The sequence below is a fragment of the Pseudomonas sp. genome, assembly GCF_050739935.1.
Classification (GTDB): Bacteria; Pseudomonadota; Gammaproteobacteria; order Pseudomonadales; family Pseudomonadaceae; genus Aquipseudomonas.
Map to the genome: position 1 here is coordinate 1 of NZ_JBOICF010000065.1, position 26,673 is coordinate 26,673.

Here is a 26,673-nt window from a genome sequence, read left to right on the forward strand (position 1 = left end):
CGGTGGGTCAGCTATAGATGCGTTGTCTGACACGCCGGTTCGCCAGCAAGCCGGCTCCTACAGATGTCACGGCGCATGGGATTCTGCGCTCATGCATGGTCTCTGCAAGCCGGACTGCTATAGGGGATTTGTGGCGGTTCGCAGAATCCCGGTACACCGCAGCCCCTGTAGCAGACGTCGGAGGTTACGACGGCAGCGAACGCGGTGGGTCAGTGCTGGATGTGTTGGTTGATACCCCGTTCTCCAGCAAGCCAGCTCCTACAATCGGAGGCGTTTGCGGGTTCGCGGTCAGCCCCAGCGCGCCAACACCTCGGGCAACTGCGTCAAGCTGCTGATCTCCGCATCCGGCAATTTGTCGGCCTCCCACGCCTTGCCACCGGGGTTGTACCAGATCGCGCGCAGGCCGGCCTGCTGGGCGCCTGCGATGTCATCTCCGGGATGGTCGCCGACATGCACTGCGTGATTCGCCTCGGCCTTTGCGCGCTTGAGTGCTTCGAGGAACGGCGCGGGATCAGGCTTGCCGATGCCCAGATCTTCCGCACACAGCGCAAAGGCGAAATAGTCCGCAAGGCCCAGACGACGCACATCCGCGTTACCGTTCGTCACCACACCCAAGGTGTAAGACTTGGTCAGAATCTCCAGCGTCGGCACCACTTCTGGGAAGATATCCAGCTTGTGCCGCCCTTGAAGAAATACCTCAAAACTCTGCTCAGCCAGATCCTGCGCCTCTGTATGGCCGTAACCTGCATCTTCCAGCGCATGAAACAGCACTCGACGCCGCAATGCACTGATCCGATGCTTGAAGCTCGGATCCGCTTCAACCAACCGTGAGCGAATTTCCCAGAGATGTTCCACCGGTACCGGTCCTAGTTTCGGTGCATTTTCCGCCAGCCAGTCCCGCAGCATGGCCTCGGCACTGACGATCGCCGGTGCGGTTTCCCACAAGGTGTCGTCCAGATCGAAGGTAATCAGCTTGATGCTCATTCGGAAGAATCCTTGCGTTTGGCCCGTGGGTGGGCGCTGTCGTACACCGTTGCCAGATGCTGGAAGTCCAGATGGGTGTAGATCTGAGTCGTTGTGATGTCGGCGTGGCCGAGCAATTCCTGCACGCCGCGAAGGTCCTGAGAGGACTCCAGCAGGTGGCTGGCAAAGGAATGTCGCAGCATGTGCGGGTGCAGATTCTGCCCCAGCTCACGCTCGCCAGCGGCCTTGACCCGAAGCTGAATCGAGCGTGGTCCCAGGCGTCGGCCCTGTTGGCTGATGAACACGGCATCGTCGTGAGGATTGGCAAGCGCTCGCTGCTTCAGCCATTGCTCCAATGCCTCGCGGGCTTTACGTCCCACCGGCAGGACGCGGGTCTTGCTGCCCTTGCCGAGGACTTCCACCAAACCGTCCGCCAGATCCAGCTGTGCGCAGTTCAACCCGGTGAGTTCTGAAAGACGCAGCCCGGATGAGTAGAACAGTTCGAGAATCGCCTGATCGCGGCGCGCGAGAAACTCGTCCTCCACACCGCCTTCCAGCAGTTGCAGCGTGCGGTCGGCGTCGAGGGTCTTGGGCAAGCGGCGCTCGCCCTTGGGCGGTGACAGGCCGTTGGCCGGATCGTGGTCGCAGAGGCCTTCGCGGTTGAGGTAGTGATAGAAGCCGCGCACCGCCGACAGCAATCTGGCAATGCTGCGCGATGACTGGCCTTGCTGGTGCAAGCGGGCGACGAGGCTTCGCATGGACTGGATATCCAGCGCCTTCCAGCTGTCGATCTGCTGCTTTTTGCAAAACCCCAGCACTTTGCTCAGGTCGCGGCGGTAAGCCTCAAGCGTGTGGCTCGACACTTGGCGCTCACTGCGCAGGTGCATGCAGTAAGCGTCCAGTTGCCGTTCCATGCTAGCGAACCGAGCGCAGGGCGTTGGTGAAACGCGGCAGCAGGCGGCTCAGCACATCGGCGATGTAGGTGAGGAACAGCGTGCCCACCGAGCTTTTGTAGTGCTGCGGATCGCGGCTGCCAATGGCAAGAACGCCGTGCAGCCCCTGATGATTCAAGGCGACGATGGCGGTGGAACCGACTTCCTTGCTCTGCTCGGCGCCAAACAGAAACTCAAGCTCGTGCTCGCGCAAAGCGCCGCAGACGGTCTTGCCTCCGGAGATCAACCCGCCAATTGCCTTCTGCGCGTCGGCGCCGCTGACCCAGCGGCCCACGGTCATCGGGTTGTCGCTGAAAAGAATCAGGCTCACGAACGGCACTTGAAACTCTTCGCGCAAGCTGTCTTCGACCGCAATGACGATTTCTTCCAGGCTGGTGGCGTCCATCAGCGCGAGGATCAGGCGTCGGGTTTTCTCGAACAGACGGTCGTTATCGCGCGCCACGTCCATCAGCTGCGACAGCCGATGACGCATCTCGATATTGCGCTCGCGCAGCAGTTTGAGCTGACGCTCGACCAGTGAAACGGTGTCGCCGCGCTGATGCGGAATGCGCATCGCCGTGAGCAGCTCATCGTGCTCGGCGAAGAAGTCAGGGTGTAGTTGCAGCCAGGCCGCGACTGCCTCGGCTTCAAGGGCAGGCACTGTTTGATCGGCAGGTGATTGGCCGGGCGTGTCGGTTGAAGTCTGAGGCAGGTCGGTCATCGGATATTCTCACTCATAGACGTACTTGGCCTTCGTAGACCCTGACGGCCGGGCCGGTCATCACTACAGGATGACCCGGGCCGCGCCACTCGATGGACAGGCGTCCGCCGGGCAGATCGATCAGCAGCGGCGATTCCATCCAGCCCTGACTGATCGCCGCGACCGCCGCCGCGCAGGCGCCGGTGCCACAGGCCTGGGTTTCTCCCGCGCCGCGTTCCCAGACACGCAGTTGCGCGCGCTGGCGATCGACGACGTGAAGAAAGCCCACATTCACCCGAGCAGGAAAGCGCGGGTGGTTCTCGATTTTCGGGCCAAGGGTGTGGACAGGCGCATTGTTGATGTCGTAGACACGCAGCACGGCATGCGGGTTGCCCATCGAGACGGCAGCCAGCTCGACGCTTTCGCCATCGACATCCAATGCGTAACTGGTTGCTTGCTGCGGCGCATCGAAGGGGATGTCCGCAGGCACCAGGCGCGGTGCGCCCATGTCGACGCTGATCTGGCCGTCGTTGCGGATATCCAGCTCGATGATGCCGCTTTTGGTTTCGACTCGGATCTGCTTCTTGGCCGTCAGGCGCTTGTCCAGCACAAAGCGCGCAAAGCAGCGTGCGCCATTACCGCATTGCTCGACTTCCGAACCGTCGGAATTGAAGATCCGGTAGCGGAAATCCACATCCGGGTTGCTTGGCGCTTCAACCAGCAGCAGCTGATCGAAACCGATTCCGGTGTGCCGATCGCCCCATTGCTTGGCATGCTTGGGCAGGATGTGCGCGTGCTGGCTGACGAGGTCCAGCACCATGAAGTCGTTGCCCAGGCCATGCATCTTGGTAAAACGCAGCAGCATGGGATTACTCCGGCAGCAGGCTTTCGCCGGCATACAGCTCAGTCACGGTTTCACGGCGACGCACTTCGAACGCCTGATCGCCATCTACCAACACCTCGGCAGTACGCCCGCGGGTGTTGTAGTTGGAGCTCATGACGAAGCCATAAGCACCCGCAGAATGCACGGTCAGCAGATCGCCCTCGGCCAGCGCCAGTTTGCGCTCCTTGGCCAGGAAGTCGCCGGTCTCGCAAATCGGACCCACGATGTCGTACGTGCGCGCCGCGCCGTCGCGTGGTTGAACGGCCTTCACATCCATCCAGGCTTGATACAGCGCCGGACGGATGAGGTCGTTCATCGCGGCATCGACGATGGCGAAGTCTTTGTGTTCGGTGTGCTTGAGGTATTCGATGCGGGTCAGCAGCACGCCGGCATTGGCGACGATGAAACGACCCGGTTCGAACATCAGCGCCAGATCGCGACCTTCGAGGCGCTCGCGCACGGCCTTGATGTAGTCGCCCGCCAGCGGTGGCTCTTCGTCGCGATAACGCACGCCCAGACCGCCGCCCAGATCCAGATGGCGCAGCTGAATGCCGCAGTCGCTCAAGCGATCGACCAGATCCAGCAGGCGATCCAGCGCATCGACGAATGGCGACAGAGTGGTCAGTTGCGAACCGATGTGGCAATCGACGCCGATCACTTCCAGATTCGGCAGCTGTGCGGCGCGGATATACACATCTTCGGCGTCCGCGATGGCGATGCCGAACTTGTTCTCTTTAAGGCCTGTGGAAATGTACGGGTGAGTCCCGGCGTCGACGTCCGGGTTTACGCGCAGGGACACCGGGGCGCGTTTGCCCAGCTCGGCGGCCACGACCTGCAGGCGTTCCAGCTCGTCGGTGGATTCGACATTGAAGCAATGCACGCCGACTTCAAGCGCCCGACGCATGTCATCTCGGGTCTTGCCGACGCCGGAGAACACGATCTTGTCAGCCTGACCGCCTGCTGCCAGCACACGCTCCAGTTCGCCACGGGAAACGATGTCGAAACCGGCGCCCAGACGCGCCAGGACATTGAGTACGCCCAGGTTGGAGTTGGCTTTGACAGCGAAGCAGACCAGATGCGGCATACCGCTCAGAGCATCGGCATAAGCGCGATACTGCGCCTCGATGTGGGCTCGGGAGTAGACATAGGTCGGCGTGCCGAAACGCTCGGCGATGGCAGACAATGCAACTCCTTCCGCGAACAGCTCACCGCCACGGTAGTTGAAGGCGTCCATGGTCAATCCCTAGTAGGTCGAGGTCTGATGCTTGTGCGAGTGCGATTGGGTCTGGCTGTTGCCGTCGGACGAGTCGTCATCTGGCAGGTACAGCGGACCCTTCTGACCACAGGCAGAGACCAGGCACGCAACAGCGAGGAGCGCGGCCAGGGAGGAAATCAGGCGCTTCATGGCGAAATCCTTTGTATAAGCATAATTGCGCCCGAGTATACCGACCACCCGACAGATTGCCTATGTGCCACGGTTCCCGTCCGGCGGGGCTTTGACGCAAGTGCCGGATATATTGGCGATGGTCGCGTGTTTTTTGGCGCGGCAGGCCGCCAATGGGCGGGTAAGCTTTGCAATTGGCCGAAAGCGACCGTATCTTGCGTCGCTGCGCCATCAGTTGACACTTTCGAGGTTCCTGCAATGAGTTTGACCGAAGCCCGCTTTCACGACCTGGTCGATGAGACCCAAACTACGCTCGAGGATATCTTTGACGAGAGTGATCTGGATCTGGACGTCGAGAGTTCGGCTGGTGTGCTGACCGTGAAGTTCGAAAACGGCACGCAATTCATCTTCAGTCGCCAGGAGCCACTTCGCCAGCTGTGGCTGGCGGCACCGGCCGGTGGCTTCCACTTCGATTACGACGAAGAGGAAAAGCGTTGGGTCTGTGACAAGTCTGAAGAGCTACTGGGCGAGATGCTTCAGCGTCTAGCATTGAAGCAGGCCGGTGTTGAAATCGACTTCGACGCTATCGACGGTCATTACGACGGAAACCGATAGTGACCGACAGCGCCGCCCCCGTTAGAGCGCCGAAGCCGCTGTTCAGCAACGTCAGCCCGGCCGTGCCATCGCCGTGCATCAGCGTATGTCGGCTCGATGAGCACAAAGTGTGTACGGGGTGTTTCCGACACGTCGAAGACATCCGCGAATGGCGCGCTGCGACGGATCAGCGGCGGCGCGAGATCGTGCAGCAGGCGGATCAACGTCGGGCCAACGTCTGATTCGAATCTCAATCACAACGCAGACCTATTGTTGGAACCTGCATGCTGGCGAATGCGTTGGGTCAGTTAACGTTAATGGGTCTGACCCAACGTATTCGCCAGCAAGCCGGCTCCTACAGACTGTGATATCTCGCGTGTGCCTGAAGTCAGCCGCCGGCAAGCCGTGCTGTTACAGCGGCGTTGTGCAAATGCATCAAGCGTCACCCATCGCGTCATTCAACGATTTCTCAAGCTCGGCCTTGTAGCGCAGGAACAGGATCGTCTGGCCGCACGTATCTGCCAGGATTCCGGAGAGATCCAGGTCTGTGATGTAGCAGCGGTAGCGTTGCGGCTCGCTGCGTTGCTCAAGGATCTGCCGGGCAACGACGCTGAACAGTTGCTCGCCGAATTCCAGTTCCGAAAACTCTCTGCCGTCGCAGTACAGGGTAACGTTGACCTGGCCTGGTGACGCTTGCTCGACGATGGCCTGCACATCGTAAAACGGCTTGTCGGTGGGCATGACCGGTTCGACTCGTTGCTCGACTCGCCGTGCGCGCCCGGCGCCATCGGGAGTGACGCGGTAATACAGGGTTTCCAGCGCCTGCGGATCGAGAGGGTTCTCCAGCGGCCGCGATGCCCCACGCCGATATAGCAGCGATTGCAGGAAACGCTGCATCGGCATCAGTAGGCTCGGCTCATCGTGATACGGCAGGCGCTGATGCCACAGCGCGTTGTGTTCATCGAGCACATACAGATCAGCGTCGGACTCGTTGATCCGGTAGAACACCTGAATGCATTCGGGCTGGCCGTAAGGGATGATCAGCGACAGATCGCTGCCATCCAGCGCCTGTGGGTCCAGGTGAATCGGGCTGTAGCTGGGCAATTCCTCTCCCAGGTATTCGTAAAGGGCAGGCAGGCTGTCGAGCGCCACGTGGATGACTTGCCCTGGCGTCATTTCCAGCACGTGATAGTGATGCTGTACCTGAATCAGATAGCGATGATTCAGGCCGTGTGACAGCAGCAGTTGCGCGGTCTGGACCAGCTCATCGACCCGCTGGGCAATCGCCGGGGCGCGGTTGTGACAGAAGCAGCGCACGCTGATCACCGGTTTCGGCAATGTAGCGGGCAGGTTGTTGAGCAGTTCAGTCAGGCAGTCGAACAGGGCGTGCGGGCCGTCAAAGCGATTGACCAATACCTCGTTCCAGCTGTTGAGAGTGATCTGGTCGAAGGTCAGCACCAGATTTTCCCGAACCCCGGCATAACTCAGCGAGTCGGTGCGCTCGGTGGTCATCAGGATGTTCAGATCCTTGTGATGCTTGAGCGGATCGACGCCAACGTTTACCAGCAGCAGGATTTGACTCGGTACGCTCGGGCGCAGCAGAACCTCTTCGGTCACCATCCCCAGCGGCATCGGGATGCTGCGTTGCAGCGCGCCTTGAAGATTGAACAGCTCGAATTCGGTCAGGTCGCTGCTGCCGGGGTGCAGTGCCAGACGCGTGCAGCTGTCGATCACGTTGTTGCGATGGCACCAGGCAAGCAGCTCCAACAGTTCGCGGCTGCGCTTGATCGGCGCGAAAGACTCCCACTCATGGACGCCGAGATTGCCGTTGTACAGGCCCCACTGATACTTGCCGGGTTCGCGTTTATTGGGCGATTGCACCAGCGTCAGCGTGTCCTCGGCCAGATCCGGCGCGATGCCCGGATTGACGAACTCGACCTTGCCCGCCTTGCGCTCGAATGCCGCATAAAGACGACGCCCTAGAATATTGAGGTCGCGTTTGTTGATCGAGCTGATCGCATTCTCGGTACGAGCGAACTGCGTCAGAAAGCGATAGCTGTAATTGAGTTCGCTGACCAGCGCCCGGCGTTCGCTGGAAACCTGGCGCACCTTCCACTGGCTACGGCTGTCGAGCAGCGCCAACTGCCGCTCGTCCCACTTCCACTCCTTGGTTAGGCGCTCCAGCAGCAGGCGCTGCCAGCTAGTGGTTCGCTGGCGGGGCAGGCCGGTGAGCTTTTTATTCACTTTCAGATACAGGCTGCGGCGCACCAGTTCGAGCCGCTCGGGCTCGCCGCGCGCCAGCAGATATTCCTCGATCCGGCGATAAACCATCATGTACGGATCAAGTTCATCGAGATTGACGCGATTGGCGAAGACCTCTTTTTTCAGGCGCATGCTCAGGCATTGAACTTGTGGATGCTCGCTGGCATAGGCTTCGATCAGCAGCAGTTTGAGCACGGATTTGTAGGGCGATTCGATGCCCTTGAACAGCTGCCAGAGTCCGGCGCCGATGAATTCTCCGGGTGGGATGTGGGACATGTTGCCCAGATCCAGAACCTCATCTTCTCGGATGAACCGTTTGGACAGCAGCGTGTGGGTGTATTCGGCATAGCGCGCTTCTTCATAGACCGGCACCAACCACCAGATGGGTGTGCGCCCGGCCAGCCAGATTGCGGTGCGGTAGAACTCGTCGAGCAACAGGTAATGCTGAGTCGTACCGCAGTCGTCACCGCTGAGCTGCGCGTCACGCTCGCCCAACACGAACCGCTGCGGGTCGATCAGGAAGAAATGGGCCTCGGCGCCCATCGTCGCAGCCCAGGTTTCAAGCGCCTGACACTTCTTGCGCAACTCCAGCACTGCTTCGGGCGACAGGTTCGCGTCGTGGCAAATCCACACGTCCATGTCGCTCTGATCGGCCTGAGCCAACGTGCCGAGACTGCCCATCAGGAAAATACCGTGGATCGGTTGTGACGGATTTCCCCGACGCGGTTTGTAGGAAAAGGATCGGGTCAGGCGCTGGGCTTCGGCCAGGGCCTGAGCATCCGGCTCATAGTTGGACACCCCCGCAGGCGTGGCACTGGAGACATAGCCGGGCAGCAGCGGGTGATTGACATGAAAGAACAACGGCAACAGGGCCAAGACCGATTGTTGGCGTGTGGACAGACCTTCATTGGCGCGACCCAGCCGCCCTGCGTTGAGTGTCAGGAAGCGGTTGCGCAACTGGCTGAGGACCTTGCGGTCGATGCCCTCATCCAGATCGGGGCGGATCTCGAAACTACGGGTCATCGCGACTCAAAGCCGACAAACGGCATTACTGGGAGGCTGAGCAAAGCGACAGGAAAGAAGACCCGACATCAGGCGTTTATGAGGCGACTATGGGTATTTCTGGCGCCAGAATTCTATCGGCGCAGCATCTTATAAATGAAGGGGTCGCGAAACCTTTATTTGATGCTCCCGGCAAAGGTTTCGCGGCTAAGTGATTGCGGACGATATCAGGCCGCTTCCTGGGTGGTGGAGAGGATGATCAGCAGCGATTGCGCGTGTTCGGCGGCATCCAGTCCCAGACTGGTGAGGTAGCCTCCGTCGACCTGCGTCGTCAGGCCTTTTTCGAAGAGTCGTTTGGCGGCGGCAACGGCGGTGGGAGCAGCCACATGGTGGACTTTCAGGCCCTCCTGGGTATTGCGCAGATTGAACAATGACAGGATTTCCAGTTCGGCAACCAATTCAGGGGTAAACGACATAGATGCTCCAGACTTTTGTAATGGATGACGCGACGAAGGAATCGCAGGCGTTACAGCCTCGGAGGTCAAGCGGCAGCGAGGCATCTGGAGTGTAGTTAGCGTCTGGGGATTTTGCAGAAAGTAACCGGCCGATCGTCAGATGAAGCCCGGGAGTTGATGGGCGAGCTGGAATGTTGATGCAGGCATTGGAATCCCTGTGGGAGCGAATTCATTCGTGATTGGCCAGTACAATCGATACGTCTCTGTCGTCTGAACAATGTCTCGCGAATGAATTCGCTCCCACAGAATCTTGCGCGTCTGAAATGGCGGTCGGTTACTCGCTTTCGTCCAGCTTCACGCCCGGCGGCATCTCTGGCAGGGCGCGCAGGGCCTTTTCGTACCACTCGGTGTTGAATGGGCGGTCATCTGCGAGGATGCCGTCAATCTCAACCGCCAACACGTGCGCCATCATTTCCAGAATGTCTTCACGCTCGTAACCGACCAGCGTCAGCTTGTTGAAAGTGGCCTTCGCAGCGGGCGGGTTGTCGCTTTCGATCTGGTTTTCGATAGCCTGGATCAGGGTCGATTCAGCGAACTCTTCTTCGTCGTTGTCGATCTCGTCGCTCATGGTGTTCTCGATTTCCTGACAATTTACTAATCAGGGCCGCGCGCTTGATTCACACGGCCCGTTCGATGATGTTCAGCGGCTGACCAGCAACTGCTTGCCACGCCCCACGGCAGCCTTGACCTGCGCAGGTGCCGTTCCGCCGATGTGGTCACGGGCGTTGACCGAACCTTCCAGTGTCAACACGGCGAACACGTCCTGTTCGATTTGATCGCTGAACTGACGCAGCTCATCCAGCGTCATTTCCGCCAGATCCTTGCCAGTCTGCACGCCGTACTTCACGGCATGACCGACGATCTCGTGGCAGTCACGGAACGGCAGGCCGCGGCGAACCAGATAGTCAGCCAGATCGGTCGCGGTGGAGAAACCACGCAAGGCTGCTTCACGCATGATGGCATGTCTGGGCTTGATCGCAGGAATCATGTCGGCGAAAGCGCGCAGCGAGTCGCGCAGCGTGTCAGCGGCGTCGAATAGGGGCTCCTTGTCTTCCTGATTGTCCTTGTTATAGGCCAGCGGCTGGCCCTTCATCAAAGTCAGCAGGCCCATCAACGCGCCAAATACTCGCCCGCTCTTGCCGCGCACCAGTTCCGGCACATCGGGGTTTTTCTTTTGCGGCATGATCGAGCTGCCGGTGCAGAAACGATCCGGCAGATCGATGAACTGGAATTGCGCGCTGGTCCAGAGCACCAGCTCTTCGGAGAAGCGCGACAGGTGCATCATCGCAACGCTGGCAGCCGAGCAGAATTCAATGGCGAAATCGCGATCAGACACGCTGTCCAGCGAGTTGCCGCCCACGGCTTCGAAGCCCAGCAGTTGGCAGGTCAGCTCGCGGTCGATCGGGTAAGTGGTGCCCGCCAGTGCAGCACTGCCCAGTGGCATGCGGTTGGTGCGTTTGCGGCAATCGACAAGGCGCTCGTAGTCGCGGCTGAGCATTTCGAACCAGGCCAGCATGTGATGCCCGAACGTCACCGGCTGCGCGGTCTGCAGATGGGTGAAGCCCGGCATGATGGTGTCGGCTTCGCGCTCGGCCAGACCCAGCAGGCCTTCTTGCAGGCGAGTGATCGCAGCCAGGATCAGGTCGATTTCGTCACGCAGCCACAGACGGATATCGGTCGCGACCTGGTCGTTACGGCTGCGGCCGGTGTGCAGTTTCTTGCCGGTGATACCGATGCGGTCGGTCAGGCGCGCTTCGATGTTCATGTGCACGTCTTCCAGGTCCACACGCCAGTCGAACGTGCCAGCCTCGATTTCGCCTTGAATGGTCTTCAGGCCGTCGATGATGGTGTCGCGTTCGGCGTCGCTCAGCACGCCCACTTTGGCCAGCATCGTGGCGTGGGCAACCGAGCCCATGATGTCGTGGCGATAAAGGCGCTGATCGAAAGTGACCGAGGCGGTGAAGCGTGCGACGAAGGCGTCGACGGGTTCACTGAAGCGGCCGCCCCAGGACTGATTGGTCTTGTCGGTGCTCATGGATTCGCTCGCTGCTCTGCTGATTACTGTACTGATGACTGTTTTGATGAAGAAGTGGCATAGCCGATTTTAAAAGGCGCGGGCGATCATAACAGCATTGCCGGTTTTTTAATCCGGACAGCTTGCCCGCAAAGGTGCGAGCGCGGAGACTGACGCGATGCACAACGAGCGCAGTAAGTCGGGCCACAGCGCATCGCCCGGTAAAGAGTTTTTCCTTCCGGAGCTGTGCCTGCCTCAGGCGCTGCTGGTTCTGGTCGTGCTCGCCGAGCTCCTGGTGCTGGTACTGGTCCTGGTCGAGCCGATGCATCCGGGTTTCGACTGGGTGCGGCTGGCGTTGATATCGCTGTTCGTGCAGTGGATCGTCTTGCTCTCGGCAGCGTTGCTGTGTGGCTTGCGCCCCTGGCTGGCTCGCCTGAAACCGGGCATTGCCGGGGCCATGGGCTGTTTGCTGGTGGTGGCGGTGACCTTGCTGTGTACGGCAGTCACCGACTACTGCCAATTGGTGGGCGCTACCCCGGCCGACAGCGATATCGAACGCTATCTTCGCTATTCGTTGATCGCGTTGATCATGTCGGCGCTGATGTTGCGCTACTTTTACTTGCAGAGTCAGTGGCGCAAACAGCAACAGGCGGAATTGCGAGCCAGGATCGAGTCCTTGCAGGCGCGCATCCGCCCGCATTTTCTCTTCAATACTCTCAACAGCATTGCCAGCCTGGTCACCAGCGACCCGATCAAGGCCGAGCAGGCGGTGCTGGATCTGTCGGACCTGTTTCGCGCCAGCCTGGGCACGCCCGGCAGCCTGACCACGTGGGGTGAAGAGCTGGAGTTGGCCAAACGTTATCTATCGATTGAGCAATATCGACTTGGCGAGCGTCTACAGTTGGACTGGGACGTCAGCGCAATTCCCGACGACTTGCCGATTCCCCAGCTAACCTTGCAGCCATTACTTGAGAACGCGTTGATCTATGGCATCGCGCCCCGTGTCGAAGGCGGTGTGGTCAGGGTTGAGGCGGACTACCAACGGGGAGTATTCATATTGCGTGTCAGTAATCCCTATGACGAAGTCGCCCACCGGCAGACTTCAAGCGGCACTCAGCAGGCCTTGGCAAATATCGGCGCCCGCATCACGGCACTTTTTGGCCCTCTCGCAAGTCTGAGCGTGGAGCGCCGTGACGGTCGTCACTTCACCTGTCTACGCTATCCTTGTGCGAGACTCACGCAGGAAGCCAGAGCAATATGAATGTCCTGATCGTTGATGACGAACCCCTAGCCCGCGAACGCCTGGGCCGTATGGTCGGTGATCTCGAGGGTTATCGGGTTCTTGAACCCAGCGCCACCAATGGCGAAGAAGCCTTGACGCTGATCGATAGTCTGAAACCCGACGTGGTTTTACTCGACATCCGCATGCCGGGCCTGGATGGGCTGCAGGTTGCGGCCAAATTATGTGAACGCGACACACCGCCAGCCGTGGTTTTCTGCACGGCCCACGATGAGTTTGCCCTGGAAGCTTTCCAGGTCAGTGCCGTGGGTTATCTGGTCAAACCGGTGCGTCCTGAGAACCTGCTCGAAGCATTGCGCAAGGCCGAGCGGCCCAATCGCGTGCAGTTGGCGGCGATGACCCGGCCTGCTGCCGAAAGCGGCAGTGGCCCTCGCACCCATATCAGCGCCCGCACCCGCAAAGGCATTGAGTTGATCCCGCTGGATCACGTGATCTACTTCATCGCCGACCACAAGTACGTGACCCTGCGTCATGAGGACGGCGAAGTACTGCTCGATGAGCCGCTCAAGGCGCTGGAGGACGAGTTCGGTGATCGCTTCGTGCGTATTCACCGCAATGCGTTGGTGGCCCGCGATCGCATCGAGCGTCTGCAGCGTACGCCACTGGGGCATTTTCAGCTGTTCCTCAAGGGCCTGAACGGCGATGCGCTGATTGTGAGCCGCAGGCATGTGGCGGGCGTGCGCAAGATGATGCAGCAGCTGTAAGCCGCGATTGCCCTTGGGGGTGAGCTTGCTCCCGGAGCGGTATCGCGCGAAGCTGCTGCGAATGTACGGCCCTTTCGGGAGCAAGCCCACTCCCACCGGGCACTGACTCAGGTTCGAAACCGTTGGCGGCCGTACTGCTGCCGAAGATCGCGGCGTCTGGCCGGCGACCCTCCGTCACCTGGCATACCTGCATCGACTGAGATCATGATGCGAGCAGATTGATGACAGTCATTCGGCCCGATTGGGCCGAGCTGTTATCATCCGCCGCATCACTCAGTACGGATTGATCCATGCTCACTCGCGAAATCCGCATCGCCACCCGTAAAAGCGCCTTGGCTCTCTGGCAGGCCGAATACGTCAAGGCACGTCTGCAAGAAGCACACCCTGGCCTGAGCGTGACCTTGGTCCCGATGGTCAGCCGTGGTGACAAGCTGCTCGATTCACCGCTGTCGAAAATCGGCGGCAAGGGCCTGTTCGTCAAAGAGCTGGAAACCGCGTTGCTGGAAAACGAAGCCGACATCGCCGTGCATTCCATGAAAGACGTACCGATGGACTTCCCACAGGGCCTGGGCCTGTTCTGCATTTGCGAGCGTGAAGATCCGCGCGATGCCTTCGTGTCCAACACCTTCTCCAGTCTCGATGAACTGCCTGCAGGCAGCATCGTCGGCACTTCAAGCTTACGTCGTCAGGCGCAACTACTGGCGCGGCGTCCCGACCTGAAAATCCACTTCCTGCGCGGCAACGTCAACACACGTCTGGCCAAGCTGGATGCCGGCGAATACGACGCCATCATCCTCGCCGCAGCTGGTTTGATTCGTCTCGGATTCGAAGACCGTATCACCTCGGCGATCAGCATCGATCACAGCTTGCCCGCAGGCGGCCAGGGTGCTGTCGGTATCGAATGCCGCAGTGTCGACACCGAACTCCACGCCCTGCTGACACCGCTGCATCACACCGAAACCGCTGTTCGCGTCACCGCCGAACGGGCGTTGAACAAGCATCTCAATGGCGGTTGCCAAGTCCCGATCGCCTGTTATGCGGTGCTCGAAAGCGATCAGCTATGGCTGCGGGGCCTGGTGGGAGATCCTGCTGGAAGTCTTCTGTTGCGCGCCGAAGCCCGAGCCCCGCAGGCCGATGCTCAGGCCCTGGGTGTGCAGGTCGCCGAAGCACTGCTGACACAGGGGGCTGCGAAGATTCTGAAGGCTGTCTACGGCGAGGCGGACGAAGAGTGAAGGGCTGGCGCCTGTTGCTGACTCGTCCGGCAGAGGAGTCGCAGGCACTCGCAGAGGTGCTGGCAAAGCAGGGCGTTTTCTGCGCGAGCCTGCCGCTGCTGGAAATCGAGCCATTGCCGGTTTCCGAAGAAAACCGTTCGATCATCTACGGCCTTGCGACCTATTGCGCGGTGATCGTCGTCAGCAAGCCTGCTGCGCGGCTGGGTCTTGGGATGGTCGACGAGGTCTGGCCGCAACCGCCCATGCAGAGCTGGTTCACCGTCGGCGCGGCTACCGCGCAGATCCTGGATGACTATGGCCTGCGCGTATTCTTCCCCGAGCAGGGCGACGACAGCGAGGCGTTGCTCGAACTGCCGCAACTTCAAGAAGCCATTTCCGGCTATGACCCCAAGGTGCTGATCATGCGCGGCGAAGATGGCCGCGAATTGTTGGCCGAGCGCTTGCGCGAACGAGGTGTAGTTGTCGATTATCTTGCGCTGTACCGTCGTAACCTCCCGCATTACACGGCGTTCACGCTGCCGCAGAGGGTTGCGGCGGAACGCTTGAACGGGCTGGTGGTCAGCAGTGGACAAGGTTTTCAACATCTGCGCGAGTTGGCCGGTGACGCCTGGCCGGAACTTGCGCGGTTGCCTTTATTCGTACCGAGCCCTCGGGTTGCTGAACTGGCGCGTGAAGCCGGGGCTCTTACCGTAGTGGACTGCCGTGGCGCCAGCGCTTCGGCCTTGCTGGCAGCGCTGCGGGAACAACCCGAGCCTGCCTCTCAGGCGTAATGATCGACGACTCGGATTACGATTACGCCCAAATGCAAAGGATGGATACGTGAGCGAAACAGTCTTGCCAAAAGATGACGTTGAACCGGTACTGGCCAAACCTGAGCCACTGCCGGATCCAGCGCAAAAAGAACCGTCGAATCGTCGTTCCAGCACCGGCCTTGTCATTCTGGCTTTACTGCTGGGCGCGGCGGGCGTGGCTGTCGGTGGCTGGAGCGTGTGGCAGCTGCGCGCTATTCAGGCCGGTCATCAGCAGCAGTCCAGCCAATTGCAGGACATCGGCTCACAGACGCAGATTCTCAAACAGAGCGAACAGCAATTGGCGGCCCGTCTGGCCCAACTGCCACCTGCCGAAGAGCTGGAAGACCGTCGTCGGCTGGTGACTCAATTGCAGGGCGATCAGCAGCGTATGAGCCAGCGCCTGGAAACGGTGCTTGGCGCAAGTCGCAAGGACTGGCGTCTGGCGGAAGCCGAACACCTTTTGCGTCTGGCCAGCCTGAGGTTGTCTGCGTTGCAAGATATCAATAGCGCTCAGGCGCTGGTTCAGGGCGCCGACGAGATTCTGCGCGAACAGGACGATCCGGGTGCGTTCGCGGCTCGCGAGCAACTGGCCAAAAGCCTGGCGGAACTGCGCAGCGTCGATCAGCCGGACCGGACAGGACTGTTTTTGCAACTGGCCGCCTTGCGCGATCAAGCCACTCAACTGAACGCACTGGCGCCGGAATACAAGGATAAGGGCGAGTCACTGCTCGGGCTTACCGATGGCAGCGAAGACGGTTACTGGACGAAGTGGTGGGACAAAATCTCCCAATACATTCGCATCGATTTCCACGCTGACAAAAACATCCGTCCGCTGCTGGCCGGGCAGAGCCTGACCCAGGTTCGTCTGGCGCTGAGCCTGGCCCTGGAGCAGGCTCAATGGGCGGCGCTCAACGGCGAGGCACAGGTCTACAACAAGGCGGTGACTGAAGCCCGCAGCGTGCTGGATGCCAACTTCAATCAGGACAACCCGCAAAGCAAGGTACTGGGCGAGCGTCTGGACGAGTTGGCAAAACAGCCAGTTTCCGTGATCACACCTGACCTGACGCAGAGCCTGAGTGCGGTTCAGGCATATCTGCAGCAGCGTCACACTCCCGTGGGCGGCGCACTGGAGCAACCCGCTGAAGGGGCGCAGCCGGGGAGCAAGCCATGAAGCGCGGCTATGTGATCGTTTTTGTCCTGATCGTGGTCGCGGCACTGGTGGGCCTCGCAATTTCTCGTCACGCGGGCTACGTGCTCATTGCGTATGACACCTTCCGCTACGAATCCAGCCTGTGGGCGACGCTAGCGTTGCTGGTAGCGGTTGTATTGGTGGTATGGCTGGTTCGCGGGCTGATCAGGCTGTTGACCACCTCGGGCGGCATGGTCAATCCCTGGTCGCGACGCAATCGCAGCCGCCGCGTGCAAGTGGCTATCGAACAGGGACAAATGGACCTTGCCGAAGGTCGCTGGGCCAGCGCAGAGCGCCATCTGAGTCGTGCTGCCGAGGCCGAACGTCAGCCGCTACTGTATTACCTCGGCGCTGCGCGTGCGGCCAACGAACAAGGGCGTTATGAAGAGAGCGACAATCTGCTGGAGCGTGCGCTGGAGCGCCAGCCACAGGCCGAACTTGCGATTGCCCTGAGTCATGCGCAGCTGCAGCTGGACCGTGGCGACAGCGATGGTGCGCTGGTCACGTTGCAGGCCATGCAAGAGCGGCACCCGCATAATCCGCAGGTGTTGCGCCAATTGCAGCGGCTGTATCGTCAGCGCGGCGAGTGGCCGGCGCTGATTCGCCTGATGCCGGAACTGCGCAAGGACAAAGTGATACCAGCCCAAGAGCTGGCGGAATTGGAGAAGCGGGCCTGGGGCGAGAACCTGTCGCTGGCGGCTTACCAAGGTGCGGAAAGCGAAGCAGGGCCGGCCGGTTTGCCAGCGCTGGAAAAAGCCTGGCAACAACTCACCTCTGCCCAGCGCCAGGAGCCGGCGCTGATCTTGGCGTATGGCGAGCAGCTGCGTCGCCACGGTGCAGATGTTCAGGCCGAGGAAGTTCTGCGCAATGCCATCAAACGCGGCTACAACAGTCACTTGGCGAGGCTGTATGGCCTGGTGCGTGGTAGCGATCCTGGCAAGCAACTTCAGACGGCCGAGAACTGGCTGAAGCAGCATCCGGATGATCCGGGCTTGCTGTTGACTCTGGGCCGCCTATGTCTGCAGAGCAGCCTATGGGGCAAGGCACGTGATTATCTTGAGGGCAGCCTGAGACTGCAGCGCAATCCTGAAGCCTGTGCCGAACTGGCGCGTCTGCTGGGTCAGTTGGGTGAAACCGATCGTAGCAATCAGTTGTTCCAGGAAGGGCTGGGACTGCTCGACGAGCGTTTATTGGCTCGTCCACTGCCTGCGCTGGCTCGTGCATAAGCTTTGGAGTTCCGTTGCGCAAAAGGCCCTGAATGAGGGCTTTTTGTAGTTGTATCCTCAAATTTTGTAGGGCGTTTCCTAAAGTTAAGGCGGTTTTTATCTTGATCTGTGCGTGCAGGATGTAACGTCCTACCCGCGCGGTCGGTAAATCCTTACTCACACTAAGAAATATCCTCCTCAGGTTGCCTTGAAAGCGGGTCTCGCTTTCCTCTACCGTAACCGCCTTCGTCTTTTGTTACGGATTTTCCATGCATCTGGCTCGCACACGCTCCCTGTTCTTTCTGGTGTTTTTCGCCTGTGCGTTGATCGTGGGAGCGGCTGTCTATCTGGAGCGAGTAGTGGGCTCAGCCCCGTGCCCGCTCTGCTTTGCGCAGCGGGCGTTGCTACTGACCTGCTCCGGTGTCTGTCTGGTAGCGGCGCTGCACGCACCCGGCTCGGTCGGCTGGCGTATCTATTCGGGGGTTCTTTTATTCGTTTCGTTGATGGGGGCGGCATTGGCGGGGCGGCAGGTCTGGCTGCAAGCGTCACCGCCGGATAATCCAGCCGCTTGCCTGACCAACCTGCAATACCTGCTAGATACACAGCCCTGGCTCAAGGTCCTGGCGATGATTTTCGTCGGCAGTGCAGGCTGCTCTGAAATCACCTGGTCACTTTTCGGCATCAGTCTTCCGGAGTGGAGCCTGCTGGCTTTCGCGGGCATCAGCCTGTTTGCGCTGTACTACCTTTTCATCGAATTCCGTCGATTCAGATCAATGGATATAGGTACGGCGGATTAAACACTTGTATGAACTTTATCTCCTGCGTACCTTGAAGGCCACGTCGCGCGGGCATAATCTGGCTCGCACGCATCATCGGAATAATGCTGCTGTCGACGTTTTTCAGAGCCGGTTTTCATAAGCATCAAGCCGGATCGCAAATCGATTACAGGCGGCATGCCCCTGAAGGGAAGAGAGAACATCATGCTGGAAAGTTGTCAGAATGCTCAGGAACGCTGGGGTGGGGTTCACAAGCTGATCGATCGTTGGTTACTGGAGCGCAACGAGCTGGTCAAGGCTTACGATGTTCTTGGCGCCGAGCCGGAAGCGTTGTCCGAAACCACCAAACAGCTGCAAGAGTTTTGCGGGACCCTCGTCGATTACGTATCGGCAGGTCATTTCGAGATCTATGAGCAGCTGACTGGGGAAGCCAAGGCTTTCAACGATCAGCGCGGCCTTGAGCTTGCCGACACCCTTTACCCGCGTATCGATGTGATCACTGAGAAGCTGCTGGCCTTCAATGATTTGTGTGATGAAGGGAAGTGTGTCGCAGAGCGATTCAAGGAGCTGGGGGGCTTGCTACATGAGCGCTTCGAGCTGGAAGACTGTTTGATCGAGGTGCTGCACAACGCGCATAAGCAACAGGATGCGGTTCAGGCCTGACTGGTTTGCGGTTCAAAAAAGGGCGCCATTGCGGTGCCCTTTTTTTGTCTCGGGATTGTGTGTGACCTTTGTCGACGTTAATCGGCAAAGCCCCAATGGGAGAGATCAAACGCAATCATGGCTACACCGCCGATCTACGGTAGGAGCCGGCATGCTGGCGAACGCGGAGTGTCAGGCAATCAAACTGTAACTGACCCACCGCAGTCACCAGCAAGCCGGGATCTGTAGGTTATGTGGTTACTGCGACACCGAAAGCAGCTCAATCTCAAACACCAGCGGCGTATACGGGTCGATCAAATCCCCTGCGCCTTCTGCGCCGTACGCTTGCGCCGAAGGAATCACCAATCGCCATTTCGCACCCACCGGCATGTCCACCAGCGCAGTGGTCCAGCCCGCGATCACGCTGTCCAGACGAAACCATTGCGGCTGCTGGCTCTGATCGAAGATCGTGCCATCAGGCAAACGGCCCACGTATTTCACTTGAACGCGGCCATTGATGTCAGGCTTGGGACCGGTGCCTGGCGACAGCTCGGTCATCAGGATGCCGTCGGCAAGCTGGCGAACGCCCGGCTTGGCTTTTTCGGAATCCATGAAGCGACGTTCTTCTTTCAGCGCAGCTTCGGTTTGCGGCTCGGACTGACCAGAGTTTTCGGCTTGCGCGAGCGCTGCGTCGTGGTCGCTCAGAATCTGCTCCATGCGATCCTGCTTGATCGCCAACGGCTTGCCTTGATACGCCTGCTGCAAACCTTCGATCAATGCGGGTAGTTGCAGATCAGGCGCCTCCTGACGCAAGCGCTCACCCAGGCTCGCCCCCAGGCTGTAAGCCAGATCATGGGCGTTATCGGAGGGTGGAGCATCGGTCGCATGGGCAATGGATACCAAGAGGAACGACGACATTAACAAGTAGCGCGACATGAATGCTCTCCGGCCTGGGAAGTGGCGATTATGCCAGCGCCCGGTGAGGAATGTGGTGATGATGCGAGGGTTTTTGGCCAACTTGCAACAGAGCTGGATTTGTAGTGTCAAGATGGCCTAGCGGCAGTGCGGGCAGAGGTCTAGTATGAGCCGCATTCAAATCAGCCAGGAGGTAAGTCATGTCGGCCACCAAGAAGCCAGTAAACACTCCGTTGCATTTGCTTCAACAGCTCTCGAGCAGCTTGCTCGAACACCTTGAAGACGCCTGCTCTCAAGCTTTGGCTGATGCCGAGAAGTTGCTCGCCAAGCTTGAAAAACAACGTGGCAAAGCGCAGGAAAAACTGCACAAATCCCGCTCCAAATTGCAAAACGCCGCGACTGCCGGCAAGGCCAAGGCGCAAGCCAAGGCTAAAGATGCAGTCGCCGAACTCGAAGTACTGCTCGATGCACTGAAAGACCGTCAGACCGAGACCCGCACCTACATCCTCAACCTCAAGCGCGATGCTCAGGAAAGCCTGAAGTTGGCGCAGGGTATTGGCCGTGTGAAAGAAGCTGTCGGCAAGGCGCTGAGTGATCGTGCGGCCGAGGCTCCTGCCAAGACAACGACCAAATCAGCCGCCAAGGGGGCAGCCAAGATCGCCGCCAAGGCTCCGGCAAAAGCTCCCGCCAAAGCCGTCGCTGCCAAGGCTTCTGCGAAAACGTCTGCCGCCAAACCTGCGGCAAAAGCGCCGCTGAAAACAGCTGCTGCCAAACCGACCGCTAAGCCTGCCACCAGAACCGCAGCGGCCAAACCAGCTGCCGCCAAAGCGCCAGCCGCTGCCAAGCCAGCTGCTAAGGCACCCGCCACCGCCAAGGCTCCAGCTAAAACCGCAGCAGCAAAACCTGCGTCCAAACCTTCCGCCGCTGTGAAACCGTCCACTAAGGCTGCGGCCAAACCTGCTGCAAAAACGCCGGCGGCGAAGGCAACCAACAGCGCTGCCGCGAAACCTGCAGCTACTAAAACCACAGCCCGCTCAGCCGCTGCCAAACCCGCTACCAAGCCAGCCACCGCTGCATCGAAACCTGTAACCAGCAAGCCTGCAGCCGCCAAACCTGCAGCCAAGCCAGCCGCTAAACCTGCAGCAAAACCAGTCGCCGCCAAGCCCGCTGCAAAACCTGCAGCCAAGCCTGCCACTCCGGCTCCTGCTGCTGCGTCCAAGCCTGCAGCCGATGCTCCGGCTGCGTCCACTTCGACCGCCGCTCCAGCCGTTTCTGCGACGCCGACCACTCCGGCAGCCACTCCAGCGACCGGTTCGAGTTCGAACAGCGCTTCTTAAGCGAGGTCTGCCCCGACGCGCCGCAGGATCTGCAGCGCATCGGGTGCTTCGTTCGCGGCATCTGCCGCGAGCGCTTCCAGCCAGGCACCGGCGCCTTGCGCGCCTTGCTCAGGCCAGTCCTGAACCAGCCGTTGCAATCTCACCAGCAGCTCGCGTTCGGCATCGAGCTCCAGCACTTTCAATCGCTCGCGCATCGCACCGAGTTCTTCGTCCGTCGCAGCGGCGGCTTTCCACCGTGTGCGCACCGCTCGCAAGGGCGCGACAACCTGATCGTGCCAAGGTGTGGCCAATTGTCTGATTTTCTCCGCCCGCCCCGGGTCGAAGGAGATGCCGCGCAGGTCGAGCCACACGCCACACAGCAGCGCGCAGACGTTGCCACCGCGCGCTTGCAGTGCGAGACATGCCTGCTCGACGCCCGGTCGCGCGTAAAAATCCAGGGTGAAACTCCAAAGGTCGGAAGGCATAGTCATCTACCTGTTTTGGGCGAAGCTGGTAGACTCCGCCGCCATTATGATCAGACTTCAAAGCCTCACCTTACAGCGTGGTCCGCAACGTCTGCTAGAAGACGCCGAGCTGACCCTGCACGCCGGCCAGAAAGCCGGCCTGATCGGTGCGAATGGCGCCGGTAAATCCAGCTTGTTCGCCTTGCTACGGGGTGAGCTGTCCCCCGACAACGGTGATTGCTCGCTGCCTGCCGATTGGCGTATTGCGCACATGCGTCAGGAGGTCGATACCCTCGAACGCCTGGCGGTGGATTATGTGCTGGATGGCGACCTGCGTCTGCGCAAGGTGCAGCACGATCTGGCCGCCGCCGAAGCAGCGCATGATGGCGCGGCTCAAGCGCGTCTGCACTCGGAGCTGGACAGCGCCGATGGCTACACCGCCGATGCCCGTGCTCGCAAACTGCTGGCGGGCCTGGGCTTCACCAATGAGCAGATGGAACGGCAGGTCGGAAGTTTCTCTGGTGGCTGGCGGATGCGTCTGAACCTCGCGCAGGCGCTGATGTGTCCCTCAGATCTGTTGCTGCTCGATGAGCCGACCAACCACCTGGACCTCGACGCTATCCTCTGGCTCGAAGACTGGCTCAAGAGTTATCCGGGCACTTTGCTGCTGATCTCCCACGATCGGGATTTCCTCGACTCGGTGGTCGATCACATCGCCCATGTCGAACAAAAAAAAATCACGCTTTATCGCGGCGGCTACAGCGCTTTCGAGCGTGCCCGTGCCGAACGTCTGGCCCAGCAGCAACAGGCCTACGAGAAGCAACAGGCGCAACGTGCGCACATGGAAAAGTACATCGCCCGCTTCAAGGCTCAGGCCACCAAGGCCCGGCAGGCGCAGAGCCGGATCAAGGCGCTGGAACGCATGGAAGAGCTGTCGGCGGCGCACGTTGATTCGCCATTCGACTTCACTTTCCGCGAGTCCGATAAAATCTCCAGCCCGCTGCTGGACCTTTCCGATGCGCGTCTGGGCTATGGCGACAAGGCCGTGCTGCAGAAGGTCAAACTGCAACTGACGCCGGGTGCGCGCATCGGGCTGCTGGGGCCGAACGGCGCCGGTAAATCCACCCTGATCAAAAACCTGGCTGGTGAACTTGAACCCCTCAGCGGGCGCCTGCTGCGTGGCGAGAACACGGTCGTCGGCTACTTTGCCCAGCATCAACTGGATTCCCTCGACGCCAAGGCCAGTCCGCTGCTGCATTTGCAGCGCATCGCGCCGACTGAGCGCGAGCAGACGCTGCGAGATTTTCTCGGTGGTTTCGACTTCCGCGGTGCGCGGCTGGAAGAGCCGGTGCTGAATTTTTCCGGTGGCGAAAAGGCTCGTCTGGCGCTGGCGCTGATTGCCTGGGACAAACCCAACCTGCTGCTGCTCGACGAGCCGACCAACCATTTGGATCTGGAGATGCGCCTGGCGCTGACCATGGCATTGCAGGAATTCAGCGGCGCCGTGCTGGTGGTTTCCCACGATCGTCATCTGCTCAAGAGCACCACGGATAATTTCCTGTTGGTCGCTGACGGTGTGGTAGAGGAATTCGACGGCGATCTGGACGACTACACCCGCTGGTTGGCAGATTATCGTCAACGCAGTGCGCCGCTCAGCAACACGCCGGTCAATGCCGACAAGACCGACAAAAAAGCCCAGCGTCAGCAAGCGGCGGCCTTGCGTCAGCAACTGGCGCCGCACAAGCGCGAAGCCGAGAAGCTGGAAAAGGAGCTTGGCTCGCTGCACGAGAAGTTGGCGAAGATAGAAGCAGCCCTGGGCGACAGCGCTGTTTACGAAGCTGCCAACAAGGACAAGTTGCGCGACTTGCTGGCCGATCAAGCCAAGCTCAAGGTTCGTGAGTCGGAACTGGAAGAAGCGTGGATGGAAGCGCTGGAGCTGCTGGAGTCGATGCAGGCCGAGCTGGAAGCGCTGTCCTGATGGAGTCGTTGGCGCTGCCGGTACCGGCTTACTGGATCGAACCGATTCTGGTCACGCTGCAGATCCTGCTGATTCTGCTGGTGGGTTACACGCTGCAGCGAGTCGTTGCGCGTTTTCTGACCCGCCTCGCCGAGCGTTATCCACTGCTGCCACCAGAGTTGCTGGTGATGCTGCGTGGCGGGTTGCGTTGGCTGATCATGGGAACCGCTTTCGTGGCAGTGCTCGGGCGGCTGGGGGTGTCGGCGTCCGTGCTGTGGGCTGCGCTGTCGGGGTTCGTAGCGGTTGCGGCAGTGGCATTCTTTGCCATGTGGAGCGTGCTGTCGAACCTGCTGTGCGCCGTATTCATCTTCACCATGGGGCCGTTTCGCATTGGCGACGTGGTCGAACTGGTGGACACCACCGACAAGCCCGGCATCAAGGGGCGCGTCACCGCCATCAATCTGATGTTCACCACACTGGTTGAGCCCGCCGAGCTGGGTGGGACATTGGTGCAGGTGCCTAATAGTCAGTTTTTTCAGAAATCCATTCGACGTTGGCGCGGCAACGACGGCATGGCGATCATCTCGGGCGAAAAGCGCGCAGCCGAAAGCTCCGCGCTGAAATAGCCTCACAGTTGTCTGCGAACATGGCGTAACAGTTAGAAATAATTGGTCTTTGGCTCCTGCGGACACTAGGTTAGAAGCAATTTGGATTCTGCCTGAGGTGTGTAATGTCGCTCGAAACGTGGCTGGCTTTCTTCGCCGCCTGCTGGGTCATCAGTCTTTCACCGGGCGCCGGCGCCATCGCGTCGATGTCCAGCGGCCTGCAATACGGGTTTTGGCGCGGCTATTGGAATGCGCTGGGCCTGCAGTTGGCGCTCATCGTCCAGATTGCAATCATCGCCGCAGGCCTGGGCGCGGTGCTGGCCACCTCGGCGATGGCGTTCACGCTGATCAAATGGTTTGGTGTCGCATACCTGGTGTATCTAGGTGTTAAGCAATGGCGCGCCCTGCCGAGCGATCTGTCCGACGATGCCGCCATTCGCCCGATCGGCAAACCACTGGCACTGGTCGCACGAGGCTTTTTGGTCAACATCAGCAATCCCAAGGCGCTGGTGTTCATGCTGGCGATCCTGCCGCAATTCATCGATACCCAACTGCCGCTGTTGCCTCAGTACCTGACTATCGGTGTGACGATGGTCTGCGTCGATCTGACCGTGATGGCGGGGTACACGGGGTTGGCCTCGAAGGTATTGCGCTTGCTCAAGACGCCCAAGCAGCAGCGCCGGATGAACCGCACATTTGCCGGCTTGTTCGTCAGCGCTGCGGCATTTTTGGCGACGCTGCATCGCGCTTGATCAGGCGACGAATCTCCTTTAGCAGTACGGCTTGCCGACGCTAGCGGTCCCTAAGGACGCCTGCGCTGGCAAGCCGTCTTGCTACGGGGCATGTGTTCAATCTGAATTGTGGAGTTCAACTGATGCGGGTCTGGATCGATGCCGACGCTTGCCCAAAGGCAGCCAAGGACCAAGTCATCAAATTTGCCCTCAAGCGTCAGTTCGAGGTGGTGATGGTGGCGGGGCAAAGTCTGATCAAGCCGAGCTTCGCGCTGGTAAAACTGGTCGTCGTGCCTAGCGGGCTGGATGCCGCCGATGACTATCTGGTCGAGCACGCGGTGCCTGGCGAGTTGGTCATCTGCAGCGATGTGCCGCTGGCGGATCGATTGGTGAAAAAGGGCGTCGCCGCGCTGGACCCGCGCGGCAAGGAGTTCGACCCGCAGAATATGGGTGAGCGACTGGCGGTACGCAATCTGTTCACTGACCTGCGCGAACAAGGGCAGGCTGGTGGCGGGCAGGGGGCCTATGGCGACCGCGAGAAGCGGGCATTCGCCAATTCGCTGGACCGGATTTTAACGCGGCTGGCACGGGGTTGATGCCGCACTGTTTTCGACACCGGCCAAAGGCGGACTTGTGACTGGCGAGTGCGCTGGGATAGACGGTATTGCTGATTTATACCCTGCTGAGCGCAATCCTGATGTATTGCGCTCATGGCTGTTTCACTCGTCAGGCCGGTTCTTGACCTCGACAGTGGCGGGCACGGCAAGTTTGGCTTCCTTGGCGATGCGGGCATTCTTGATCCGGCGCCAGATCCATAGCACACCACCGATCACCAGTAGCGCACCGAGCACCCACAGCTCGTATTTCTTGACGTTGCCGAGCAAGCCTTCGAGTACCGCGCCGAACTTGTACGCCGCCGCGCCCAGCGCTGCTGCCCAGACTGCCGCGCCGATACCGTTGAGCAGCAGATAGCGGCCCGGCGGATAGCCGGACAGACCGATGGCAACTGGCATGACCGTGCGCAAACCGTAGACAAAGCGAAAGCTCAGCACCCAGATGTCCGGGTGCCGGCGAATGTGTTCTAGTGCGCGATCACCCAGCAGTTGCCAGCGGGGTCTGCGTGCCAGAAGCTTGCGGCCATGCTTTCGCCCCATGAAATACCAGAGCTGATCACCTGCGTAGCTGCCGAAGAAGGCAACCACCACGACCAGATTGATGTCCATGTACCCACGAAACGCCAAAAACCCAGCGAGAACCAGAATGGTCTCACCTTCGAAGAAGGTTCCGAGGAAGAGGGCGAAATAGCCAAATTCTTGTAAAAAATGCTGGAGCATCATGTAGGTGCTGGCGAAATGAACGCGCAGCCTAACTCGCCTAAGACATTCAGGAAAGTGTGGAAATGTGTCACTGCGTTAAAGTTTCCTACAGCTGATGCGGATTTGCCGTCTAGAAAGCACGTTTTAGTCCTGCAAGGTATGGTGGACATACAGCTGTCATGCAGGCGTCATAATGCCGGCTTATAACTGTTACGTTTGCCCGTACGCCCCGGACCCCGCAGGTGTCCGGTGTGACCGGTCTGCGCTGCTGATCGTCCCTG

Annotated in this window: 28 protein-coding genes; 15 read left to right on the top strand and 13 right to left on the bottom strand. The window is 59.9% G+C overall.

The features are described from left to right. Positions 1–288: 288 nt before the first annotated feature. The 6 genes from ACRER8_RS12645 to lptM are packed head-to-tail and all read right to left on the bottom strand — an operon-like array spanning position 289 to position 4,883. Entirely contained in the window at positions 289–984 is a 696-nt protein-coding gene (locus tag ACRER8_RS12645) for an HAD family hydrolase (RefSeq protein WP_431746607.1), read from the bottom strand. Then, the gene (gene xerC / locus ACRER8_RS12650; RefSeq protein WP_431746608.1) at positions 981–1,877 is read right to left on the bottom strand and encodes a tyrosine recombinase XerC; all 897 of its coding nucleotides are present in this window, start codon (positions 1,875–1,877) and stop codon (positions 981–983) included. The genes ACRER8_RS12645 and xerC overlap by 4 nt, the downstream gene beginning before the upstream one ends. A 1-nt stretch (position 1,878) precedes the next feature. Further along, positions 1,879–2,616, bottom strand: a complete 738-nt coding sequence (locus ACRER8_RS12655) for a DUF484 family protein (protein WP_431746609.1) — start codon at positions 2,614–2,616, stop codon at positions 1,879–1,881. Between the two features lie 13 nt (positions 2,617–2,629). Continuing rightward, positions 2,630–3,460: a diaminopimelate epimerase gene (gene dapF / locus ACRER8_RS12660; RefSeq protein ID WP_431746610.1), complete on the bottom strand. Its 831-nt coding sequence runs from the start codon at positions 3,458–3,460 to the stop codon at positions 2,630–2,632. A 4-nt stretch (positions 3,461–3,464) separates the two neighbouring features. Continuing rightward, positions 3,465–4,712: a diaminopimelate decarboxylase gene (lysA, locus tag ACRER8_RS12665; RefSeq protein ID WP_431746611.1), complete on the bottom strand. Its 1,248-nt coding sequence runs from the start codon at positions 4,710–4,712 to the stop codon at positions 3,465–3,467. 9 nt (positions 4,713–4,721) lie between these two features. Beyond that, on the bottom strand, positions 4,722–4,883 hold the full coding sequence (lptM, locus tag ACRER8_RS12670) for an LPS translocon maturation chaperone LptM (protein ID WP_431746612.1): 162 nt from the start codon (positions 4,881–4,883) through the stop codon (positions 4,722–4,724). A gap of 237 nt (positions 4,884–5,120) precedes the next feature. Here lptM and cyaY point away from each other — a divergent pair, with 237 nt between their 5' ends. Both cyaY and ACRER8_RS12680 read left to right on the top strand, forming a co-directional pair. Then, positions 5,121–5,477 (top strand): iron donor protein CyaY, encoded by a 357-nt coding sequence (cyaY, locus tag ACRER8_RS12675; protein ID WP_431746613.1) that lies wholly within the window; start codon positions 5,121–5,123, stop codon positions 5,475–5,477. Continuing rightward, positions 5,477–5,698: a DUF1289 domain-containing protein gene (locus ACRER8_RS12680; RefSeq protein ID WP_431746614.1), complete on the top strand. Its 222-nt coding sequence runs from the start codon at positions 5,477–5,479 to the stop codon at positions 5,696–5,698. The genes cyaY and ACRER8_RS12680 overlap by 1 nt, the downstream gene beginning before the upstream one ends. A gap of 193 nt (positions 5,699–5,891) precedes the next feature. Here ACRER8_RS12680 and ACRER8_RS12685 read toward each other — a convergent pair whose 3' ends face one another. The 4 genes from ACRER8_RS12685 to argH all read right to left on the bottom strand — a co-directional run bounded on the left by ACRER8_RS12685 (position 5,892) and on the right by argH (position 11,270). Further along, positions 5,892–8,741 carry a class I adenylate cyclase gene (locus ACRER8_RS12685; protein WP_431746615.1) on the bottom strand — a complete coding sequence of 950 codons (2,850 nt, stop codon included), beginning with the start codon at positions 8,739–8,741 and terminating at the stop codon, positions 5,892–5,894. 206 nt (positions 8,742–8,947) lie between these two features. Further along, entirely contained in the window at positions 8,948–9,196 is a 249-nt protein-coding gene (locus tag ACRER8_RS12690; protein ID WP_431746616.1) for a TIGR02647 family protein, read from the bottom strand. A 313-nt stretch (positions 9,197–9,509) separates the two neighbouring features. Next, on the bottom strand, positions 9,510–9,803 hold the full coding sequence (locus ACRER8_RS12695; RefSeq protein WP_431746617.1) for a hypothetical protein: 294 nt from the start codon (positions 9,801–9,803) through the stop codon (positions 9,510–9,512). A 72-nt stretch (positions 9,804–9,875) separates the two neighbouring features. Next, positions 9,876–11,270, bottom strand: coding sequence for an argininosuccinate lyase (gene argH, locus ACRER8_RS12700; RefSeq protein ID WP_431746618.1), 1,395 nt, complete (start codon positions 11,268–11,270; stop codon positions 9,876–9,878). A 157-nt stretch (positions 11,271–11,427) separates the two neighbouring features. On the opposite strand from argH, the gene ACRER8_RS12705 reads away from it, so the two are divergent. The 8 genes from ACRER8_RS12705 (at position 11,428) to rsd (ending at position 19,109) form a co-directional block, all read left to right on the top strand. Next, positions 11,428–12,510: a sensor histidine kinase gene (locus ACRER8_RS12705; protein WP_431746619.1), complete on the top strand. Its 1,083-nt coding sequence runs from the start codon at positions 11,428–11,430 to the stop codon at positions 12,508–12,510. Beyond that, positions 12,507–13,253, top strand: coding sequence for a LytR/AlgR family response regulator transcription factor (locus tag ACRER8_RS12710; protein WP_431746620.1), 747 nt, complete (start codon positions 12,507–12,509; stop codon positions 13,251–13,253). Before ACRER8_RS12705 ends, ACRER8_RS12710 begins: the two co-directional genes overlap by 4 nt. Before the next feature lie 290 nt (positions 13,254–13,543). Continuing rightward, positions 13,544–14,485: a hydroxymethylbilane synthase gene (gene hemC, locus ACRER8_RS12715; protein ID WP_431746621.1), complete on the top strand. Its 942-nt coding sequence runs from the start codon at positions 13,544–13,546 to the stop codon at positions 14,483–14,485. Continuing rightward, positions 14,482–15,255 (top strand): uroporphyrinogen-III synthase, encoded by a 774-nt coding sequence (locus tag ACRER8_RS12720; protein ID WP_431746622.1) that lies wholly within the window; start codon positions 14,482–14,484, stop codon positions 15,253–15,255. The genes hemC and ACRER8_RS12720 overlap by 4 nt, the downstream gene beginning before the upstream one ends. A 49-nt stretch (positions 15,256–15,304) precedes the next feature. Beyond that, entirely contained in the window at positions 15,305–16,447 is a 1,143-nt protein-coding gene (locus ACRER8_RS12725) for a uroporphyrinogen-III C-methyltransferase (protein ID WP_431746623.1), read from the top strand. Next, positions 16,444–17,691: a heme biosynthesis protein HemY gene (locus tag ACRER8_RS12730; protein ID WP_431746624.1), complete on the top strand. Its 1,248-nt coding sequence runs from the start codon at positions 16,444–16,446 to the stop codon at positions 17,689–17,691. Before ACRER8_RS12725 ends, ACRER8_RS12730 begins: the two co-directional genes overlap by 4 nt. 248 nt (positions 17,692–17,939) lie before the next feature. Next, positions 17,940–18,467: a disulfide bond formation protein B gene (locus ACRER8_RS12735; protein WP_431746625.1), complete on the top strand. Its 528-nt coding sequence runs from the start codon at positions 17,940–17,942 to the stop codon at positions 18,465–18,467. 183 nt (positions 18,468–18,650) lie between these two features. Then, positions 18,651–19,109, top strand: a complete 459-nt coding sequence (gene rsd, locus ACRER8_RS12740) for a sigma D regulator (RefSeq protein ID WP_431746626.1) — start codon at positions 18,651–18,653, stop codon at positions 19,107–19,109. Positions 19,110–19,346: 237 nt separating this feature from the next. On the opposite strand, the gene ACRER8_RS12745 is transcribed toward rsd, so the two are convergent. Beyond that, positions 19,347–20,024: an FKBP-type peptidyl-prolyl cis-trans isomerase gene (locus ACRER8_RS12745; RefSeq protein WP_431746627.1), complete on the bottom strand. Its 678-nt coding sequence runs from the start codon at positions 20,022–20,024 to the stop codon at positions 19,347–19,349. 179 nt (positions 20,025–20,203) lie between these two features. On the opposite strand from ACRER8_RS12745, the gene ACRER8_RS12750 reads away from it, so the two are divergent. Continuing rightward, on the top strand, positions 20,204–21,340 hold the full coding sequence (locus tag ACRER8_RS12750; RefSeq protein WP_431746628.1) for an AlgP family protein: 1,137 nt from the start codon (positions 20,204–20,206) through the stop codon (positions 21,338–21,340). Here the strand turns inward: ACRER8_RS12750 and ACRER8_RS12755 are convergent. Further along, entirely contained in the window at positions 21,337–21,804 is a 468-nt protein-coding gene (locus ACRER8_RS12755) for a TIGR02444 family protein (RefSeq protein ID WP_431746629.1), read from the bottom strand. The genes ACRER8_RS12750 and ACRER8_RS12755 overlap by 4 nt on opposite strands. Before the next feature lie 46 nt (positions 21,805–21,850). On the opposite strand from ACRER8_RS12755, the gene ACRER8_RS12760 reads away from it, so the two are divergent. From ACRER8_RS12760 to ACRER8_RS12775, 4 genes are all read left to right on the top strand, one after another. Further along, positions 21,851–23,761 (top strand): ATP-binding cassette domain-containing protein, encoded by a 1,911-nt coding sequence (locus ACRER8_RS12760; RefSeq protein ID WP_431746630.1) that lies wholly within the window; start codon positions 21,851–21,853, stop codon positions 23,759–23,761. Further along, positions 23,761–24,366, top strand: a complete 606-nt coding sequence (locus ACRER8_RS12765; RefSeq protein WP_431746631.1) for a mechanosensitive ion channel family protein — start codon at positions 23,761–23,763, stop codon at positions 24,364–24,366. The genes ACRER8_RS12760 and ACRER8_RS12765 overlap by 1 nt, the downstream gene beginning before the upstream one ends. 104 nt (positions 24,367–24,470) lie before the next feature. Continuing rightward, the gene (locus ACRER8_RS12770; protein ID WP_431746632.1) at positions 24,471–25,097 is read left to right on the top strand and encodes a LysE family transporter; all 627 of its coding nucleotides are present in this window, start codon (positions 24,471–24,473) and stop codon (positions 25,095–25,097) included. A gap of 122 nt (positions 25,098–25,219) precedes the next feature. After that, positions 25,220–25,672 (top strand): YaiI/YqxD family protein, encoded by a 453-nt coding sequence (locus ACRER8_RS12775; RefSeq protein ID WP_431746633.1) that lies wholly within the window; start codon positions 25,220–25,222, stop codon positions 25,670–25,672. A 123-nt stretch (positions 25,673–25,795) separates the two neighbouring features. Here the strand turns inward: ACRER8_RS12775 and ACRER8_RS12780 are convergent, their stop codons facing one another. After that, positions 25,796–26,413 carry a DedA family protein gene (locus ACRER8_RS12780; protein ID WP_431746634.1) on the bottom strand — a complete coding sequence of 206 codons (618 nt, stop codon included), beginning with the start codon at positions 26,411–26,413 and terminating at the stop codon, positions 25,796–25,798. Between the last annotated feature and the right edge of the window lie 260 nt (positions 26,414–26,673).

Excerpts from the sequence above, each read along its gene's own strand:
- ACRER8_RS12645 (WP_431746607.1), bottom strand. The coding sequence starts at position 984 with ATGAGCATCAAGCTGATTACCTTCGATCTGGACGACACCTTGTGGGAA.
- xerC (WP_431746608.1), bottom strand. The coding sequence starts at position 1,877 with ATGGAACGGCAACTGGACGCTTACTGCATGCACCTGCGCAGTGAGCGC.
- ACRER8_RS12655 (WP_431746609.1), bottom strand. The coding sequence starts at position 2,616 with ATGACCGACCTGCCTCAGACTTCAACCGACACGCCCGGCCAATCACCT.
- dapF (WP_431746610.1), bottom strand. The coding sequence starts at position 3,460 with ATGCTGCTGCGTTTTACCAAGATGCATGGCCTGGGCAACGACTTCATG.
- lysA (WP_431746611.1), bottom strand. The coding sequence starts at position 4,712 with ATGGACGCCTTCAACTACCGTGGCGGTGAGCTGTTCGCGGAAGGAGTT.
- lptM (WP_431746612.1), bottom strand. The coding sequence starts at position 4,883 with ATGAAGCGCCTGATTTCCTCCCTGGCCGCGCTCCTCGCTGTTGCGTGC.
- cyaY (WP_431746613.1), top strand. The coding sequence starts at position 5,121 with ATGAGTTTGACCGAAGCCCGCTTTCACGACCTGGTCGATGAGACCCAA.
- ACRER8_RS12685 (WP_431746615.1), bottom strand. The coding sequence starts at position 8,741 with ATGACCCGTAGTTTCGAGATCCGCCCCGATCTGGATGAGGGCATCGAC.
- ACRER8_RS12690 (WP_431746616.1), bottom strand. The coding sequence starts at position 9,196 with ATGTCGTTTACCCCTGAATTGGTTGCCGAACTGGAAATCCTGTCATTG.
- ACRER8_RS12695 (WP_431746617.1), bottom strand. The coding sequence starts at position 9,803 with ATGAGCGACGAGATCGACAACGACGAAGAAGAGTTCGCTGAATCGACC.
- argH (WP_431746618.1), bottom strand. The coding sequence starts at position 11,270 with ATGAGCACCGACAAGACCAATCAGTCCTGGGGCGGCCGCTTCAGTGAA.
- ACRER8_RS12705 (WP_431746619.1), top strand. The coding sequence starts at position 11,428 with ATGCACAACGAGCGCAGTAAGTCGGGCCACAGCGCATCGCCCGGTAAA.
- ACRER8_RS12710 (WP_431746620.1), top strand. The coding sequence starts at position 12,507 with ATGAATGTCCTGATCGTTGATGACGAACCCCTAGCCCGCGAACGCCTG.
- hemC (WP_431746621.1), top strand. The coding sequence starts at position 13,544 with ATGCTCACTCGCGAAATCCGCATCGCCACCCGTAAAAGCGCCTTGGCT.
- ACRER8_RS12730 (WP_431746624.1), top strand. The coding sequence starts at position 16,444 with ATGAAGCGCGGCTATGTGATCGTTTTTGTCCTGATCGTGGTCGCGGCA.
- ACRER8_RS12735 (WP_431746625.1), top strand. The coding sequence starts at position 17,940 with ATGCATCTGGCTCGCACACGCTCCCTGTTCTTTCTGGTGTTTTTCGCC.
- rsd (WP_431746626.1), top strand. The coding sequence starts at position 18,651 with ATGCTGGAAAGTTGTCAGAATGCTCAGGAACGCTGGGGTGGGGTTCAC.
- ACRER8_RS12745 (WP_431746627.1), bottom strand. The coding sequence starts at position 20,024 with ATGTCGCGCTACTTGTTAATGTCGTCGTTCCTCTTGGTATCCATTGCC.
- ACRER8_RS12750 (WP_431746628.1), top strand. The coding sequence starts at position 20,204 with ATGTCGGCCACCAAGAAGCCAGTAAACACTCCGTTGCATTTGCTTCAA.
- ACRER8_RS12755 (WP_431746629.1), bottom strand. The coding sequence starts at position 21,804 with ATGCCTTCCGACCTTTGGAGTTTCACCCTGGATTTTTACGCGCGACCG.
- ACRER8_RS12760 (WP_431746630.1), top strand. The coding sequence starts at position 21,851 with ATGATCAGACTTCAAAGCCTCACCTTACAGCGTGGTCCGCAACGTCTG.
- ACRER8_RS12765 (WP_431746631.1), top strand. The coding sequence starts at position 23,761 with ATGGAGTCGTTGGCGCTGCCGGTACCGGCTTACTGGATCGAACCGATT.
- ACRER8_RS12770 (WP_431746632.1), top strand. The coding sequence starts at position 24,471 with ATGTCGCTCGAAACGTGGCTGGCTTTCTTCGCCGCCTGCTGGGTCATC.
- ACRER8_RS12775 (WP_431746633.1), top strand. The coding sequence starts at position 25,220 with ATGCGGGTCTGGATCGATGCCGACGCTTGCCCAAAGGCAGCCAAGGAC.
- ACRER8_RS12780 (WP_431746634.1), bottom strand. The coding sequence starts at position 26,413 with ATGATGCTCCAGCATTTTTTACAAGAATTTGGCTATTTCGCCCTCTTC.